The following is a 16,549-nucleotide window of genomic DNA, read 5'->3' as shown; positions in this document are numbered from 1 at the left end:
CATGAGCGAGGACGTCCGGGAGATCCGGGATTCGAAGGTGCTGGCCGCCATGTCGCACCCGCTGCGCCGCCGGCTGCTGGACCTGCTGCACCTCGACGGGCCCGCGACCGCGTCGATGCTCGCCGCGAAGACCGGCCAGGCGGTCGGGAACATCAGCCACCACATCAAGGTGCTGGCCGCGGCGAAGCTCGTCGAGCAGGCCCCAGAGCTGGCCCGTGACCAGCGGGAACGCTGGTGGCGGCGGGTCTCGAAGACGCTGAAGTGGGCGGCCGCCGACTTCCCCGACGACCCGGTCGCCGAGGCCGCCGAGGTGCTCGTCCTCGACCGCCAGACGGCCGTCGCCCGGCAGTGGATCGCCGAGCGCGAGAGCTATCCCGAGCCGTGGCGGGGCGCGCCGTTCGCGATGGACACCTGGCTCCGGCTCTCGACCGACGAGCTCGACGAGTTGAACGAGCGGGTCCTGCTGCTGATCAGCGAGTTCGAAGACCGCGTCGAACCCGGCGACGGCATCGAGCGCCGTCCGGTCTTCTTCGCCGCGCGGGCGTCGCTGGGCCAGCCGTGACCGGGCTCTGGGGGAACCGCGACTTCCGGCTGCTGTGGACCGGCGAGACCGCCAGCATGCTCGGCGGCATGGTCGCGAGCACGGCGTTGCCGCTGGTCGCGGTGCTCACGCTGGGGGCGAGCACGTTCGACGTCGGGCTGCTGACGGCGGTGGCCTGGCTGCCCTGGCTGGTGATCGGCCTGCCCGCCGGCGCCTGGGTGGACCGGCTGCCCAAGCGCCCGGTGATGCTCGCCTGCAACACCGTGTCGATGGCGGTGTTCGGCAGTGTTCCCCTCGCCGCCGCGCTCGGCGCGCTGACCATGCCGTACCTGCTGGTGGCCGCGCTGCTCGGCGGCGTCGCGAAGGTGTTCTTCACCCTCGCCTACCGGGCCTTCCTCCCGGCGCTCGTCGGCCGCGAGGACCTGCTGGGGGCAAACGCCAAGCTGCAGGGCAGCGAATCCGCGACGCAGGTCGCCGGGCCCGGCCTGGCGGGGCTGCTGGCGCAGGCGTTCGGGCCGGTCAGCGGGATCCTCGCGGACGCGGTCAGCTTCGGCGTCTCCGTGCTGTGCGTGCGCACGATCCGCGCCCGCGAAACCGTCGTGCCGGTCGAGCGGACGCCGCTGCGCAGCCAGATCGCCGTGGGCCTGCGGTTCGTCCTCGGCGACCGCTACCTGCGGACGCTGATGACGTTCGGCGCCGTCTCGAACCTCGCCCTGACCGGGTACCAGGCCATCCAGATCGTCTTCCTGTCCCGCACGCTCGGCGCCGCGCCCGGCCTGGTCGGGCTGGTCCTGGCGGCGGCCGCCACCGGCGGGATCCTCGGCGCCGCGCTGGCCGGTCGGCTCGGCGCCCGCTTCGGCACCGCCCGCGCGTTCCTGCTCTGCGAAGCCTTCGCGGCGCCGATGCTGCTGCTCGGCCCGCTGAGCGGGCCCGGCCCCGGGCTCGTGCTGTTCGTCATCGCGGACTTCGGCGTCTGCGCGGGCGTCGTCGCGTCGAACGTCCTGACCACGACGTTCCGGCAGCGCTACTGCCCGCCGGAGCTGTTCAGCCGGATCAACTCGAGCGCGTCGATCGTCAACTACGGCACGATCCCGCTGGCCGGTGTCCTCGGCGGCGCGCTCGGCGAAGCGATCGGCGTCCGGGAGACGCTCTGGGTGATGTCCGCGCTGCTGGTCGTGGCCCTCGGCATGCTGGCCCCGCTGGCGAAGCTGCGCGACTTCCCGGTCACAGCAGCAGGACGTCCACCTCGTCGCCAACCGCAGCCGAGCTGACGTCCTCCGGCAGCACGATCAGGCAGTTGGCCTGGGTGAACGCGGCCAGCAGGTGCGACCCCGGGCCGCCGCGCGGCCCGACGACCCCGGTGACCTCACGCTCGGACGGCGTGAACACGCCCCGGCGGAACTGGCGGCGTCCGGCCGGCGAGCTCATCGCCTCGGTCAGCCGGGCCCGCACCCGGCGGCGCGAGACGTCGGTGTGGCCGAGCGCGGCCAGCAGCGCCGGGCGCAGGAACGCCTCGAACGACACCAGCACGCTCACCGGGTTGCCGGGCAGCGTCACCACGGGCACGCCCTGCCAGCGCCCGGACCCCTGCGGCCCGCCCGGCTGCATCGCGACCTTCGCGAACTCGACGCCCTGCCCGGTGAGCGCGTCCTTCACCACTTCGTACGCGCCCGCGCTGACGCCGCCGGAGGTGACCAGCAGGTCGGCGTCGGCCAGCCGCGGCTCGACGACCTTGCGGAACTCCTCGACGTCGTCGACGACACTGCGGACCACCTCGACCTCGCAGCCGAGTTCGCGCAGCGCGGCGGCGAGCATCACGCTGTTGGACTCGTAGATCTGGCCGTGCCGCAACGGTGCCGGCGCGTCGACCAGCTCGGTGCCGGTGGAGGCGACGAGCACCCGTGGCGGCCGGTGCACCCGCAGCTCGGCGAGCCCGACCGCGGCGGCCAGGCCCAGGTGCGAATGCCCCAGCACGGTCCCGGCGGGCAGCGCGAGGCTCCCGGCGACGACGTCTTCCCCGAGCCGCCGGATGTGCGCGCCTTCGCGGGCCTCGGCGGTGATGGTCACGGTCTCCGTGCCGCCGTCGGTGTCCTCGACCATCACGACGGCGTCCGCGCCCGGCGGCAGCGGCGCGCCGGTCATGATCCGGTGCGCGGTGCCCGGCTCCAGCGGCCGGACGTCGACCCGGCCGGCCGGGATGTCGTCGGCGACCGGCAGTGTCACCGGCACCGAGGCGACGTCGGCGGCGCGGACCGCGTAGCCGTCCATCGCGGAGTTGTCGAAGGGCGGCAGGGAGACGCCCGCCGGCACGTCCTCGGCCAGCACGAGGCCGGCCGCGTCGGCGAGCGGCAGGACGGTGGTGGGCGCGGTGCCCAGGAGCGCGGTGATCCGCTCCCGGTAGTCGTCGACGGAGATCACCGGACCATCCTCCCCTGTTGTGGGAGGCGTGCAAGACTCTGCGTCGTCTGAGAGCACGCCCAGGGGAGAACGCAATGCAGGTCCGAGTCCGCAACCAGCCCTCTTTCGCCGTCGCCCGGCTGATGCTGGCGCCGGGGGAACCGTGCCAGGTGGAGTCCGGCGCGATGATGGCCACCAGCTACGGCCTGCAGGTCCAGTCCCAGGCGCAGGGCGGGATCATGAAGGGCCTCGGCCGCGCCTTCCTCTCCGGCGAGTCCTTCTTCATCTCCACCTTCACCGCGCCGCAGAACGGCGGCTGGGTCGACGTCGCGGCCAACCTGCCCGGCGACATCCAGACGATCCCGCTCGACGGCCGCACCGGCTGGGCCGTCACCCGCGGCTGCTGGCTCGCGTCGTCGCACGGCGTGCAGACCGAGACCAAGTGGGGCGGGATGAAGAACCTGATGGGCGGCGAAGGCGGTTTCCTCACCCACGCCACCGGCCAGGGCGAGCTGCTCGTCAGCTGTTACGGCGCGGTCGAGACCATGACCCTGCAGCCGGGCGAGATGGTCACCGTCGACACCGGGCACGTCGTCGCGTACGCCGACACCGTGCAGTACCAGATCCGGAAGGTCGCGACCGGCATCATCCAGTCCATGAAGAGCGGTGAAGGCCTCGTCTTCGACTTCGTCGGCCCCGGCCAGATCATGACGCAGACGCGCAACCCGTCGGCCCTGATCAGCTGGATCATCTCGCACGTCCCGTCCCGCTGATGCGCGTCCAGACCCGGCACACGCCGGGCTTCGGCGTCGCCCGGGTGCTGCTCGACCCGGGCGAGGCCGTGCAGGCCGTGCCCGAAACGCTGCTCGCCAGCCGCTTCGGCGTCACCGAAACGGCGGCGGGCCGCGGCGGCGTCCGCGCGGGCAAGACGACGATGGCCGTCTACACCGCACCGTCCGACGGCGGCTGGATCGACTTCGCGCCGCTGCGCCCCGGCGACGTCTACCCGTTGGAACTGCGCGGCGGCACGGGCTGGTCGGTGCACCGCGAAGCCGTGCTCGTGCGCCCCTCGGCGGTTCGCCACGACCCGAGCTGGGCGCCGTTGCAGCAGCTCTTCGGGGCCGACGCGGGGTTCCTCGAGCACTTCAGCGGCACCGGTCCCCTCGTGCTCGCCGCACCCGGGCCGGTGGACGCGTTCGAACTCGCCCAGGGCGAGCTGGTCACCGTCCGCCCGGACTACCTGCTGGCCTATCCGGACACCGTGCAGTGCCGGCTGCGCGCACTCGATCCCGGCGGCCCGCAGTCGGTGCGCACGGGCGAGGGATTGGCAGTCGACTTCGCGGGTCCCGGGACGGTGCTCGTGCACGCGCGGAACCGCCGTCTTTCGCAGGCGTGATCTTCGGACGAATTGCCCATTGCCGAGGGGAATAATTCCGGTAGCGTGATTGGGACTCGCGCCGCTGGCCTACGCTGGGCCAGCGGATCCTTGTGTGCTGAGGGAGGGCGCCGTGGCTGTCGGCACCGTCAAATGGTTCAACTCGGAAAAGGGCTACGGGTTCATCGAATCCACCGAAGGACCAGACGTGTTCGTCCACTATTCCGCCATTCAGGCTGACGGATTCCGCACTTTGGACGAAGGCGACCGGGTGGAGTTCGAAGTGCAGTCCGGCCGGGACGGACGGAGCCAGGCGGCCGACGTGCGGAAGGTGTCGTAACTACCGCTGTTGACCTGTTGGGCCAACCCCCGGCAGCCGCCGAACCAGGGGCGTTAGGCTGCCGGGCGTGACAGGCGATGTGTCGGGGGACCTCACCGGTCGCCGGCTGGGCAACTACCGCATCGACGGCGTGCTCGGCAAGGGCGGCATGAGCGTGACCTACAAGGCCACGGACGTGCGCCTGGGCCGGAAAGTGGCGCTGAAGGTCATCGGCGACCACCTCGGGACCGACGCCGAGTTCCGGGAGCGGTTCGTCGACGAGGCGCGCAACACCTCCGCGATCGACCACGCCAATGTCGTGCCGCTGTACGACTTCGGCGAGCTCGACGGCATGCTCTACATCGCCATGCGGATGGTCGACGGCGGTGATCTCGCCGGCCTGATCGCGGGCGGTCCCATCGCGCCCGCGCGCACGCTGACCATGCTCGACCAGGTCGCGGACGCGCTCGACACCCTGCACAACCGTGGTCTGGTCCACCTGGACGTCAAGCCGGCCAACGTGCTCGTGACGAAGAAGGAGACCTCGCGCGAGCACGTGTACGTCGCCGACTTCGGGCTGACGCGCCGCGGCGCGACCGGCCACCGCACCCGCGGCGGCGACTTCCTCGGCTCGCCCACCTACGCGGCGCCGGAGCACCTGCGCGGCGAGCCGCTGGACGGGCGCACCGACCAGTACGCGCTCACGTGCGTCCTCTACGCCTGCCTCACCGGCAGCCCGCCGTTCAAGGGCGACGTCCCGACGGTGATCAAGGGCCACCTCAACGGCGACCCGCCCGCCATCTCCCGCGCTGTCGCGCTGCCGCCGGCGATCGACGAGGTCATCCGCAAGGGCATGGCCAAGAGCCCGGCGGACCGCTACCCCAACTGCGTCGAGATGATCGCGGCCGCCCGCCGCGCGCTCGGCGCCCAGGCGGCGTCGGACACCCCGCCCGGGCCACCCGGTCCGCCGGGGACCAATCCGGGTGGAATCCCCGCGCCGCAGCGTCCTGGTCAGGTACAACAGGGACCGCACCAGACCACGGCACCGCAGCAGGGAGAGGGGGCCCCCGTGCACCCGTACGGAGGACAGCAGCAGCCCGGTTACGGGCAGCAGCCCGGACCGCAGGGCCCGGGTGGCCCCGGCGGCCTCGGTGGCCCTGGCGGCCCTGGTGGCCCGCCGCAGGGCCCGCCCCCCGGTTACGGATACCCCCAGCAGGGCCCGCCCCAGGGGATGCCGCCGCAGGGCCCGTACGGCTACCAGCAGCAGGGCATGCCCCAGCAGGGCCCGCCGCCCGGTTACGGCCCGCCCGGCGACCCGATGCGCCTGCGCCCGCCGATGCCCGCGGGCGGCGCGGGCGCGTTCCACCAGGCGAAGAGCGGCAACACCAAGTGGATCTGGATCGTCGTCGGTGCGGTCGTGGTGATCGGCGCGATCGTGACGGCGATCATCCTGTTCACCGGCGGCGACAGCGGCGGCGGCACCCCGACGACCGCGCCGAACATCCCGGTCGGCCCGGGCGACTCCCAGGGCAACCCGACCTCCTCGCTCAACGCGCCCCCGTCGTCGATCTCCATCAAGCCGAGCTCCTGATCCCGGTCCCGGCCGTCGTGTGGTCGTTCGCGGTCGCGAGATCGTGCGGCGCTGAGCAGGTCTTCTTGCACTCTCCCCCTGAGAGTGCTAAACACGGACTTGGCACTCGACGCCGTTGAGTGCCAGGCGCGCGGTCACCGATCGCGTGCTTGAAGGTCGGGACGGTGAGGCTGACCCCCACTCGGGTCCAGTCGTCCGTCGCGGGCACCGAGCCTGGCCGAGGAAAGAGTCCTGCTGCCGCCGCTGCAAGTAACACAGCGCGGCGGTGGCGCCCAATACCGGAGGACCACACCGCAATGGCCAAACTGATCGCGTTCGACGAGGACGCCCGCCGCGGTCTTGAGCGCGGCTTGAACATCCTCGCCGAAGCCGTCAAGGTGACCCTCGGCCCGCGGGGCCGGAACGTCGTGCTCGAGAAGAAGTGGGGCGCGCCGACGATCACCAACGACGGCGTCTCCATCGCCAAGGAGATCGAGCTCGAAGACCCGTGGGAGAAGATCGGGGCCGAGCTCGTCAAGGAAGTTGCCAAGAAGACCGACGACGTCGCGGGTGACGGCACCACCACCGCCACCGTGCTCGCCCAGGCCCTGGTCAAGGAAGGCCTGCGCAACGTTGCCGCCGGCGCCGACCCGATCAGCCTGAAGCGCGGCATCGAAGCGGCCGTCGAGGCCATCATCGAGCAGCTGCACAAGATGGCCGTCCAGATCGAGACCAAGGAGCAGATCGCTGCTACCGCCTCGATCTCGGCCGCTGACCGCACCATCGGCGAGCTGATCGCCGAGGCGCTGGACAAGGTCGGCAAGGAAGGCGTCGTCACCGTCGAGGAGAGCAACACCTTCGGTCTCGAGCTCGAGCTCACCGAGGGCATGCGCTTCGACAAGGGCTACATCTCGGGCTACTTCGTGACGGACCCGGAGCGTCAGGAAGCCGAGCTGGAGGACCCCTACATCCTCCTCTTCGGTTCCAAGATCTCCACCGTCAAGGACGTCCTGCCGCTGCTGGAGAAGGTCATCCAGTCCGGCAAGCCGCTGCTGATCATCGCCGAGGACGTCGAGGGCGAGGCCCTGGCCACCCTCATCGTCAACAAGATGCGCGGCACCTTCAAGTCCGTCGCCGTCAAGGCCCCGGGCTTCGGTGACCGCCGCAAGGCGATCCTGCAGGACATCGCGATCCTGACCGGTGGCCAGGTCATCAGCGAGGACGTCGGCCTCAAGCTGGAGAACGCCGACCTGTCGCTGCTGGGCAAGGCGCGCAAGGCCGTCATCACCAAGGACGAGACGACCATCGTCGAGGGTGCGGGCGACGCCGACCAGATCCAGGGTCGCGTCAACCAGATCCGCGCCGAGATCGAGAACTCGGACTCGGACTACGACCGCGAGAAGCTCCAGGAGCGTCTGGCGAAGCTGGCCGGCGGCGTGGCCGTCATCAAGGCCGGTGCCGCCACCGAGGTCGAGCTGAAGGAGCGCAAGCACCGCATCGAGGATGCCGTGCGCAACGCCAAGGCCGCCGTTGAAGAGGGCATCGTCGCCGGTGGTGGCGTCGCTCTCATCCAGGCTGCCGAGGCTGCCTTCGCCGGTCTGAAGCTCGAGGGCGACGAGGCCACTGGTGCCAACATCGTCAAGGTGGCCGTCGAGGCCCCGCTCAAGCAGATCGCGATCAACGCCGGCCTCGAAGGCGGCGTCGTCGTGGAGAAGGTCAAGGGTCTGCCGCAGGGTCACGGCCTGAACGCCGCCACGGGTGTCTACGAGGACCTGCTCGCCGCCGGCGTGCCGGACCCGACGAAGGTCACCCGCTCCGCGCTGCAGAACGCCGCCTCCATCGCGGCGCTGTTCCTGACCACCGAGGCCGTCGTGGCGGACAAGCCGGAGAAGGCTTCGGCCGCTCCCGCCGACCCGTCCGGTGGCATGGGTGGCATGGACTTCTGAGTTCGGCTGCTTCACCGGGAAAGCCCGGTCCGCTTCGGCGGGCCGGGCTTTTTCTTGTGACCGCTACGGCTTGGTGAAGAACCAGATGGCGAAGGCGCCGACGATCACGACGCCGAGCGCGAGCACGCCGAGGCCCCCGAGCCAGGCGGTGCTCGCTTCTTCCGCTTCCAGCGCGACGACGATCGCGCCGATCCCGGTGAGCAGGATCCAGATCGCCACCGCCGCGGCCGTGTAGAGCACGGTTTTTGTGACGCTCGCGCTGCCGGTGTCGTTGAAGGCCAGCGCGAAGAAGGCGGCGAAGGCGGTCAGCCCCAGTCCGGCGAGCAGGTAGAGCCCGCCGAGGACCCCGACGACGACCTTCGCGGCCGTCCGGCCGGCGGTGTTCCCTTGATCCACGACCGCGAACCCTAACCCCTCGAACGGGGTTCGCGGAGGGCATTTCGGCCGGTCAGAGTAGGCGGCTACGCCGAACGGCCCGAACGTCCCCTTGGCGTCCGGGCCGCTGTTCGGCACACCCCTGGTCGTCCGGCGGGCACCGGTTCCCCCTGCGAACCGGCGCCCGCCCCGGTCAGGAGTCTTCTTCGGGGGTCAGAATCGCGGCGGCGATGTAGATCGGGATGGCGATCCCGGCGGAGAGGAAAACGGCGGCGACGAGCCCGATCCGCAGCACGTTCGCGTCGATGCCGAGGTACTGGGACCAGCCGCCGCAGACGCCGGTGAGCATCTTGTCGGTACGGCTGCGGCGGACCTTCTTGGTTTCCGGGGTGTACACGCTGTTCGTCATGCAGCAATGTTCGCCCGCCAGGGGTCCAGTCCACATCGGGAAGGGCCCGGATCCGGACCCTGAACTCGGCCTCCGGGAAAACCTGGTGCCGACCCGGTACAACTTCGGACCATGGAACCAGGCGGCGGCTTGAGGTCGTGAGTGTTCAGGGCGGTTCTAACCGCCCTGAACACTCACGACAGGCCGCGGACCCTCGCCAGCCGGGCTTCCCACGCGGCTCGGACGTCGGCCGAGGCCGCGTATGCCTCCGTGGGCTCCGGAGGATTGCGCAGGACCGGGAGGTAACCGTCCACAGGGGACAGTGAGGCCGCGCAGACGTCGCCTTCCAGCAACGAGATCGTGCCCAGGCCGCACGCGAACTCCAGCTCCGGGAGGGCGCCCGCCAGGGCCAGGCCCGCGGCCAGGCCGACGCTCGTCTCCACCGCGGACGACACCACGCACGGCAAGCCGCACGCTTCGGCGACCTCCAGCGCCCGGCGGACGCCGCCGAGGGGGGAGACCTTCAGGACCGCGATGTCCGCCGCTCCGGCGACCGCGACCTTCAGCGGATCCTCCGCTCGGCGGATCGACTCGTCGGCGGCGATGCGGACCGAGACGCGGCGGCGGACCGCGGCGAGGTCGTCGATTGTGGGGCACGGCTGTTCCGCGTACTCCAGGCCGCCTGCCGCGCTGTCGAGATCGGTGATCGCGCGGACCGCCGTGTCGACGTCCCAGGCCATGTTGGCGTCGACGCGGATCGCGCCGGCCGGGCCGAGCGCGTCGCGGACCGCCTCCACCCGCGCGCAGTCGTCCGCCAGGGACGACCGGGGGTCGGCGACCTTCACCTTCGCCGTGCGGCAGCCGGCCGCGCTGACCAGTTCGTGCGCCTTCTCCGGGCCGACCACCGGCACCGTCGTGTTCACCTCGACGCGGTCGCGGACCGGCGCCGGCCAGCCCGTTTCGCTTGCTTCGACGGCCGCCTGCAGCCACGGCAGGCTCTCGGCGTCGGAGTAGTCGGCGAACGGGCAGAACTCGCCCCAGCCCGCCGGACCGGGCAGCAGCACGCCCTCACGGACCGTGATGCCGCGGAAGCGGTTGCGCAGGGGAATCGCGTAGACCTTCATCACCGCCGATCATGCCACCGTCCCGCGTTTCGCAATCGGGTGCCGATCAGCGCGATTCCGGACAGAATGACTCCCGTGGTCCTCGATTTCCGCCTGCTGGGTCCGGCCGAGGTCACGGCCGACGGCCACCCGGTGGCGCTCGGGGGGAGCCGGCCGCTGATCGTGCTGGCCGGGCTGCTGCTGCGCGCCAACCGCGTCGTGCCGGTCGACGAGCTGGGCCGGTGGCTGTGGAACGACGACCGCCGCCGGTCCAAGGGCGCGCTCCAGACGTACGTGCTGCGCCTGCGCCGCGCCCTCGGCGACCAGGTCTCGATCCGCACCGAGAGCGGCGGTTACCTGATCGAGGTCGCGGACGACCTGCTCGACCTGTCGCGGTTCCGTGCGCTCGCCGCGCGGGGCAAGACGGCCCTGGACCGCGGTGACAGCCGTCAGGCGGCGGCGCACTTCGCGGAAGCGCTCGAGCAGTGGCGCGGCCCCGCGCTGCTGAACGTCGAGTCCGACGCGCTGCACCGCGACGAAGCCGGCCAGCTCGCCGAAGAACGCCTGCGCGTGCGAGAACTGTGGGCCGACGCGCTGCTCGAGGTCGGCGAGTACGGCACGGTCGTCCCCGAACTGACCCGCCTGACCAGGGAAAACCCTCTGCGGGAACGGCTGCACGAGCAGCTGATGGTCGCGCTGTACCGGTCGGGCCGCCAGGCCGAGGCGCTCGACGTCCACCGCCGGATCAGCGCGGTGCTGGCCGAGGAGCTCGGGCTGGACCCCGGCCCGTCGCTGCAGCGCACCCGGCAGGCGATCCTGACCGGCGCCGACGTCGGCGAACCCGCGCGTTACCGCCTCGGCGTCGAACCGCAGGTGCCGCACCAGCTGCCCGCCGACCTGCGGACGTTTTCCGGGCGTGAGAGCGACCTCAAGGCGTTGCACGCGCTGCTGCCCGAGGCGCTCGACGCCGACACCTCGACGCCGATCGCGTCCGTCGAAGGCATGGGCGGCATCGGCAAGACGACGCTCGCGGTGCACTTCGCGCACGAGATCGCCGACCGGTTCCCCGGCGGGCAGATCCACCTCAACCTGCGGGGGTACGGGCCCGGCGAGCCGGTCGAGCCGGGGGCGGCGCTGGAGGCGATGCTCACCGCGCTCGGCGTCCCGTGCGAGCAGATCCCGGCCGACCCCGACGGCCGCGCGGCGAGCTGGCGGACGCACACGGCGGGCCGGCGGCTGCTGATCGTCCTCGACAACGCCAACCGCACCGAACAGGTGCGGCCGCTGCTGCCCGGGCCGGGATGCCTGGTCGTGATCACCAGCCGCTGGCAGCTGCGCGCCCTGGTCGCGACGCACGGCGCCCGGCGCGTCGCGCTGGAGGAGCTCGGCGAGGAGGACGCCGTGGAGCTGCTCGCGTCCACGATCGGCGCCGAGCGCGTGGCCCGCGATCCGGCGGCGGCCGAACGGTTCGTGCGGTACTGCGGCGGGCTGCCGCTGGCGATCCGGATCCTGGCGGTGCGGGCGGCACAGTTCCCCGGGCTGCCGCTCGACGAGTTCGCCGACTCTCTCGAGAACGAGCACGACCTGCTCGGCTCGTTTGACCTCGCCGACGGTGACGGCACCAACATCCGTTCGGTGTTTTCGTACTCCTACCAGGCACTCGAGCCGCAGGCGGCGCGGTTGCTGCGGCTGCTCGGACTGTCGACCGGCGTCGACTTCACCGCGCCCGCGGCGGCCGCCGTCGCCGGTCTGGACCTGACGCGGACCCGCCCGGTGCTCGCGACCCTGGCGGCCGCGCACCTGCTCGCCCAGCCGCGGCCGGGCCGCTACCAGTTCCACGACCTGATCCGCGCGTACGCGGGCGAAGCCGCGGAGCAGGTCGACAGCGCGGAGGAGCGCGACGCCGCGCTCGACCGGTTGCTCGGCTGGTACCTGGCGTCGGCGCTCAACGCGTCCCGGCGGATGCGGCCCGAGCGCTACTACCGGCTCCTGGAGCCGGCCGGTCTCGACGGCTTGGCGTTCGCCGAGTACCACGACGCGCTGGACTGGTTCGACGAAGAGGCCGGCAACCTGATCGCCGCGGTGCACCTGGCGCGGCGCCGGCGGCGGGACGACGTCTGCTGGAAGCTCGCCTGGCTGCTGCAGAGTTATTTCGGGACGCGCTCGCGGCTGGACGACTGGCGCTCGGTGTTCGGCGTGGCGCTCGAAGCCGCGCGCGACGGCGGGCACCGGCCGGGCGAGGCGGGCATCCTCAGTGGACTCGGCGTGGTCAACGGCGTGGTGCGGCAGTACGACGAGTCGCGGCGGTACCTGGAACAGGTGCTGGCGATCCAGCGCGACCTCGGCGCGCGGGAGGGCGAGGCACGGGCGCAGTACAACCTGGCGCTGGCGGCGCACAACCTGGACGACTACGCCTGGGCGTACGAGCACGGCGTGCAGGCACTGGAGATCGTCCGCGACTTGGGGATGGGCGCGTTCGAGGCGAGTGTGCTGCGGGCGCTGGGCGACATCTGCACGTCGATGGGCGACCACGAGCAGGCACTGGAACTGGCCGACGCGGCGCTGGCGATCCTCGGCCCGGACGGCCGCCCGCTCGACACCCGGTTCACGCAGCACACACGAGGGCTGGCCCTGATCGGCCTCGGCCGGCTCGACGAGGGCATCGCCTGCATCCGCGACTCGGTGGAGATGTTCTTCACCATGGGCGAGCAGTACGAGGCAGCGGACGTGCTGGCCCAGCTGGGGACGATCCATCTGCGCCACGGTGAGGAGACGCTGGCCCGGGAGTGCTGGGTGCGGTCGGTGCGGTTGCTGACGGAGCTGGGACACCCGGACGCGGACGACGTGCGGGCGAAACTGGCGGCGTTGGTGGGCGCTTCGAGCTGAGGCTGCCTTGGCCGGGAGTCGCGTGCTGGGCGCGGCTTCGAGAGCTGTTCGGTGGCGGTGGGGGCTCGCTCGACCGGGCGCGAGGTGGTCGCCTGCTGTGCGGGGCCGGTGGGCGACCGAGTCTTGCGGGACGGAGACCCGCTCAGCGTGTGGTGCGGGGTGCGGTTTCACTGAGGTGGCTCGGAGGCCGGCTCGATGTGCGGTGGTGCGGGTTGGTGTGTGAGGTCGCGGCTTGACCGAGGTGGCTTGGGACCCGTTCGGTGTCCGGTGGCAGGTCGAGATGCGGGCTGCGGCTTGATCGAGGTGGCGCGCAGGCCCGTTCGGTGTCCGGTGGCAGGTCGAGATGCGGGCTGCGGCTTGATCGAGGTGGCGCGCAGGCCCGTTCGGTGACCGGGCGGCGCGGGGCCGCTGCTCGATGGGGTTCTGTGGTGCGGATATCTGTGTGAGCGCTTGTGGTCCGCGTGCGAGTGGCTCGGGTTGCGCGGCGGGCGGAGTGGTTCTTGGTTGGTGTGATCTGTTCGCGGCGGCGCGGGTTGGTGCGGGGCTGCGGCTTGATCGAGGTGTGCGTAGGCCCGGTTCGGTGTCTGGTGGCGCGGGCGCCTTACCCGATGAGGTTCTGCCGGTGCGGAGATCCGCGCGAGGGCCCGTGGTCCGCGGGTGAGTGGTGCGGATATGCGGGGGCGGCGGCCTGGCGCGCTAGAGCCGGCCGGCTGGGTGATTGTGCGGCGGACCGCTCGCGTGCTGACCCCCAGTCGCGGCACGCGAGGCAGTCCCGCCCGCTTTGTCATCCAAGACCGGGGCACTCACTGTCCACTCACTGTCTTGTTCGCGGGCTCGACGCCCAGCAGGTCGGCGAGGGCTTGCGCGTTGCGCGGAGCTTCCACCTTGGCGTCGTTGTCGAAGTAGACGTGAACGTCTCGCTTTCCGTCGTCGTGCCAGGCGCGGATCTTCTTCGCCCACTCGCGCAGGGCCTGGTCCGAGTAGCCGCTGACGTACAGCTCCTCGGCGCCGTGCAGCCGGACGTAGGCGAAGTCGGCGGTCTGGTCTTCGAGGAACGGCCATTTGCCCGCCGTGTCGGCGACGACCAGGGCGATGCCGTGCTCTCGCAGCAGCTCCTTCGCCGCCGGCTCCGCGAAGCTCGGGTGGCGGACCTCCAGCGCGTGCCGCAGCGGCCTTCGCTTCCCCGCCTCCAAGTACGGCTTCGCCTTCAGCTTGTCGTCGTGATTTGTCGCCAGCTCGGCCGCGTCGGTCGTGGTGCGCGGCAGGAGGGTGAAGAAGTTCGCGAGGCGGTCGGGGTCGAACGTGAGCCGGGGTGGCAGCTGCCAGAGGAACGGGCCCAGCTTCGCGCCGAGGGCGAGCACGCCGGACGCGTAGAAGTTGGCCAGCGACGTCTCGACGTCGCGCAGCTGCTTCATGTGCGTGATGAAGCGGCCGCCCTTCACCGCGAACAGGAAGTCCGACGGCGTCTCGTCGAACCACGCGCGGAAGCGCTCCGGGCGCTGCAGCGCGTAGAACGAGCCGTTGAGCTCGACCGTGTTCAGCCGCCGCGACAGGTACTCCAGCTCGCGCCGCTGGGCCAGGCCCGGCGGGTAGAAGTCGCCGCGCCACGGCGGGTAGCGCCAGCCCGACGTGCCGATCCGGATTTCGGCGATCGCTCTCACCGCCTTCCCGCGGTGCGTGATGCCCGTTCGCCGGCTCGCCCAAACGCGCCCGTGCGGGCGCCGTCCGGACCGGTGGCCCGCCGGCCGGGACAGCTGACCCAACTTCGCGGACGGCCGTCTCACCGGCCCCTTGACGCGCTTGCTCATCACGCCGCACCGCGCCGGAGCACCGCACCGCGCCGGAGCACCGCACCGCGCTGGAGCACCGCCCCGCGCCGGAGCGCCACACCGCACCCGCTGGCAGCGGGCCGCCGGCCAGCCGGCGGCCGTGCCGACCTGCCGGACCGCGCCCAGCGGCAGGCCGGCCGCGAGCGCGCCGAGGAGCAGCCCGGTCGCCGCGTGGCGCGCCGGCCACGTGGACGTGCCCGGCGCGCGGGCCGCGGCGACGAGAATCCGGCGGCGAGACGCCCGGAAAGGTTGCCGCTCCGCGCTTTCATGCCCAGGAGAACCGCCAGTGCCGGGTCTGCACCAGGTCCGACGCGTACTCGCGCAGGTTGCCCGGCTGGGCCGCGAACGTCGGCAGGCTGAACGCCCGGTGTTCCGCCGCCACCGACAGTGCCCTCGCCTGGTTGCGGGGTGGGGCCGACACCGACAGCTCGATCGCGTCGAAGCCCAGCACCACCAGCGTCGCCCCGAACCGCTCTTCCCAGCTGCGCAGCACCGCCGACAGCTCGGCGACCTGGTCGGTGCACTTGATCATGCCCGTCCAGCCCAGCAGGGCCGGGATGTCGGCGGGCCGCTCGGTCTGGACCAGGCCGAGCCGGTGCGGGGCGCGCGTGGCCAGGATCGAGCCCGTGTTGCCCGCCTCGGCCAGCGGGTCGGAGCGACGCTGGCTGCGCTTGGCCAGCCCGGGGAACCGCGCGCCGAAGGGGCGCAGGCAGGCGCCGTCACAGCAGGAGCCGTCCCACCAGCGGTCGAGCACGCTCGCCGGGTCGGCCGACGCGACCCGGTGGCCGGCCGGGGCGAGCCGGCCGCGGTCGTCGATCCAGTCTTCGCCGTTCGCCGCGAACCGCTGGTCGTGCGGGATCAGCACCGGCCACAGCCCGGACCGCTCGAACTCGGCCACACAGCCCAGGTAGCGCTCGGGCCGGGTCAAGGGCAGGTCCGACACCCACAGCCGGCCGTGCCACGACCCCGGTGGCAGGGTCTGGACCGGCGGCGCGGGTGTACCGGGGCGGAGCGGTGCGATCGTCATGACGTCCCCTCGAACTTGTGTTCGGCTGGTGCATGTCGAACAGTAGTTCGAGGGTCTGACAATTTCCAGTGATCTCCCCGCTCATCCGTTCGAGTGAATCCGGAAAAGGCCAGGTCAGAGCACTGGGTGAGACGTCTGTGGCGGAAGTTGTTCCTGTGACGATCCGCTGGGCCGAACGGGGACGCCGCGCCGGTGGTGCAGGCTCATGCCCGTGATCGACGACTTCGCGAAGGCCTACCTGCACAGCGACCTGCGAGAGATCCGGGAGGAGACGCTCGGGAAACTCGACGGGCTGTCCGAGTACGACATCCGGCGCCCGCTGACCGCGACCGGGACCACCCTGCTCGGCCTGGTCAAGCACCTCGCGGTGGGGGAGGCCCGGTACTTCGGCGAAGTCTTCGGCCGGCCGTCCCCCGACGCCGTCCCGCGGTGGGACGACCTCGAGCTGCGCGGCACCGACATGTGGGCCACCGAGCACGAAACGCGCGAGGAGATCATCGGCCGCTACCGGCGCGTCTGGGCGCACTCCGACGCGACGATCGACGCGCTGGCCATCGACGCGCCCGGGCACGTGCCCTGGTGGCCCCGCCCGGACGTCAAGCTGTTCAACGTCCTGGTGCACGTGCTCACCGAGACCGGCCGGCACGCCGGGCACGCCGACATCCTGCGGGAACAGCTGGCCGGCACGCCGCCGACGGACAGCGGGCGCGACCGGGCGTTCTGGGCGGCGCGATGCGCGGAAGTCGACCGGGCGGCGAAGGCCGCCGACCCGATCGACTCCTGAAAGCGCAGG

Annotated in this window: 15 protein-coding genes; 9 read left to right on the top strand and 6 right to left on the bottom strand. The window is 71.9% G+C overall.

The annotated features are described in order from the left end of the window. Position 1 precedes the first annotated feature (1 nt). Both OHS18_RS26340 and OHS18_RS26335 read left to right on the top strand, forming a co-directional pair. Positions 2–562, top strand: a complete 561-nt coding sequence (locus tag OHS18_RS26340; RefSeq protein WP_328612736.1) for an ArsR/SmtB family transcription factor — start codon at positions 2–4, stop codon at positions 560–562. Next, on the top strand, positions 559–1,812 hold the full coding sequence (locus OHS18_RS26335) for an MFS transporter (RefSeq protein ID WP_328448186.1): 1,254 nt from the start codon (positions 559–561) through the stop codon (positions 1,810–1,812). Before OHS18_RS26340 ends, OHS18_RS26335 begins: the two co-directional genes overlap by 4 nt. Here the strand turns inward: OHS18_RS26335 and moeA are convergent. Continuing rightward, positions 1,766–2,959, bottom strand: coding sequence for a molybdopterin molybdotransferase MoeA (moeA, locus tag OHS18_RS26330; RefSeq protein WP_328612735.1), 1,194 nt, complete (start codon positions 2,957–2,959; stop codon positions 1,766–1,768). The genes OHS18_RS26335 and moeA overlap by 47 nt on opposite strands. A gap of 74 nt (positions 2,960–3,033) precedes the next feature. Between moeA and OHS18_RS26325 the strand changes: the two genes are divergently transcribed. From OHS18_RS26325 to groL, 5 genes are all read left to right on the top strand, one after another. Next, complete coding sequence (locus OHS18_RS26325; RefSeq protein WP_328612734.1) at positions 3,034–3,711, top strand: TIGR00266 family protein; 678 nt, start codon at positions 3,034–3,036, stop codon at positions 3,709–3,711. Further along, the gene (locus tag OHS18_RS26320) at positions 3,711–4,334 is read left to right on the top strand and encodes an AIM24 family protein (protein WP_328448190.1); all 624 of its coding nucleotides are present in this window, start codon (positions 3,711–3,713) and stop codon (positions 4,332–4,334) included. Before OHS18_RS26325 ends, OHS18_RS26320 begins: the two co-directional genes overlap by 1 nt. Positions 4,335–4,446: 112 nt before the next feature. Next, on the top strand, positions 4,447–4,653 hold the full coding sequence (locus OHS18_RS26315; protein WP_005164266.1) for a cold-shock protein: 207 nt from the start codon (positions 4,447–4,449) through the stop codon (positions 4,651–4,653). Positions 4,654–4,720: 67 nt separating this feature from the next. Then, positions 4,721–6,223, top strand: a complete 1,503-nt coding sequence (locus OHS18_RS26310) for a serine/threonine-protein kinase (protein WP_328448192.1) — start codon at positions 4,721–4,723, stop codon at positions 6,221–6,223. Positions 6,224–6,519: 296 nt separating this feature from the next. Then, complete coding sequence (gene groL / locus OHS18_RS26305; protein ID WP_326944734.1) at positions 6,520–8,148, top strand: chaperonin GroEL; 1,629 nt, start codon at positions 6,520–6,522, stop codon at positions 8,146–8,148. Between the two features lie 63 nt (positions 8,149–8,211). Here the strand turns inward: groL and OHS18_RS26300 are convergent, their stop codons facing one another. From OHS18_RS26300 to OHS18_RS26290, 3 genes are all read right to left on the bottom strand, one after another. Further along, entirely contained in the window at positions 8,212–8,544 is a 333-nt protein-coding gene (locus OHS18_RS26300; RefSeq protein WP_328448196.1) for a hypothetical protein, read from the bottom strand. 172 nt (positions 8,545–8,716) lie between these two features. Continuing rightward, on the bottom strand, positions 8,717–8,932 hold the full coding sequence (locus tag OHS18_RS26295; RefSeq protein ID WP_328448198.1) for a PspC domain-containing protein: 216 nt from the start codon (positions 8,930–8,932) through the stop codon (positions 8,717–8,719). A gap of 173 nt (positions 8,933–9,105) precedes the next feature. Then, entirely contained in the window at positions 9,106–10,035 is a 930-nt protein-coding gene (locus OHS18_RS26290) for an o-succinylbenzoate synthase (protein ID WP_328612733.1), read from the bottom strand. A 75-nt stretch (positions 10,036–10,110) separates the two neighbouring features. Here OHS18_RS26290 and OHS18_RS26285 point away from each other — a divergent pair, with 75 nt between their 5' ends. Beyond that, positions 10,111–12,900 carry a BTAD domain-containing putative transcriptional regulator gene (locus tag OHS18_RS26285; RefSeq protein WP_442875278.1) on the top strand — a complete coding sequence of 930 codons (2,790 nt, stop codon included), beginning with the start codon at positions 10,111–10,113 and terminating at the stop codon, positions 12,898–12,900. Positions 12,901–13,703: 803 nt separating this feature from the next. Here the strand turns inward: OHS18_RS26285 and OHS18_RS26280 are convergent. Both OHS18_RS26280 and OHS18_RS26275 read right to left on the bottom strand, forming a co-directional pair. Further along, a complete protein-coding gene (locus OHS18_RS26280; RefSeq protein ID WP_328612731.1) occupies positions 13,704–14,561 on the bottom strand; it encodes a DUF72 domain-containing protein in 858 nt (285 codons plus the stop codon). A gap of 433 nt (positions 14,562–14,994) precedes the next feature. Then, positions 14,995–15,756, bottom strand: a complete 762-nt coding sequence (locus OHS18_RS26275; protein WP_328612730.1) for a DUF4253 domain-containing protein — start codon at positions 15,754–15,756, stop codon at positions 14,995–14,997. Between the two features lie 205 nt (positions 15,757–15,961). Between OHS18_RS26275 and OHS18_RS26270 the strand changes: the two genes are divergently transcribed. Further along, entirely contained in the window at positions 15,962–16,540 is a 579-nt protein-coding gene (locus OHS18_RS26270) for a DinB family protein (protein ID WP_328612729.1), read from the top strand. The last annotated feature ends 9 nt before the right edge of the window (positions 16,541–16,549 follow it).

The organism is Amycolatopsis sp. NBC_00355 (genome assembly GCF_036104975.1).
Taxonomy (GTDB): Bacteria; Actinomycetota; Actinomycetes; order Mycobacteriales; family Pseudonocardiaceae; genus Amycolatopsis.
The sequence above is the reverse complement of the archived record's forward strand: the minus strand, read 5'-3'. Positions and strand labels throughout refer to the sequence as shown.

Bases quoted from the DNA above. Each gene is read 5' to 3' on its own strand.
- OHS18_RS26325 (WP_328612734.1), top strand. From the start codon at position 3,034: ATGCAGGTCCGAGTCCGCAACCAGCCCTCTTTCGCCGTCGCCCGGCTG.
- groL (WP_326944734.1), top strand. From the start codon at position 6,520: ATGGCCAAACTGATCGCGTTCGACGAGGACGCCCGCCGCGGTCTTGAG.
- OHS18_RS26340 (WP_328612736.1), top strand. From the start codon at position 2: ATGAGCGAGGACGTCCGGGAGATCCGGGATTCGAAGGTGCTGGCCGCC.
- OHS18_RS26290 (WP_328612733.1), bottom strand. From the start codon at position 10,035: ATGAAGGTCTACGCGATTCCCCTGCGCAACCGCTTCCGCGGCATCACG.
- OHS18_RS26295 (WP_328448198.1), bottom strand. From the start codon at position 8,932: ATGACGAACAGCGTGTACACCCCGGAAACCAAGAAGGTCCGCCGCAGC.
- OHS18_RS26270 (WP_328612729.1), top strand. From the start codon at position 15,962: ATGCCCGTGATCGACGACTTCGCGAAGGCCTACCTGCACAGCGACCTG.
- OHS18_RS26320 (WP_328448190.1), top strand. From the start codon at position 3,711: ATGCGCGTCCAGACCCGGCACACGCCGGGCTTCGGCGTCGCCCGGGTG.
- OHS18_RS26275 (WP_328612730.1), bottom strand. From the start codon at position 15,756: ATGACGATCGCACCGCTCCGCCCCGGTACACCCGCGCCGCCGGTCCAG.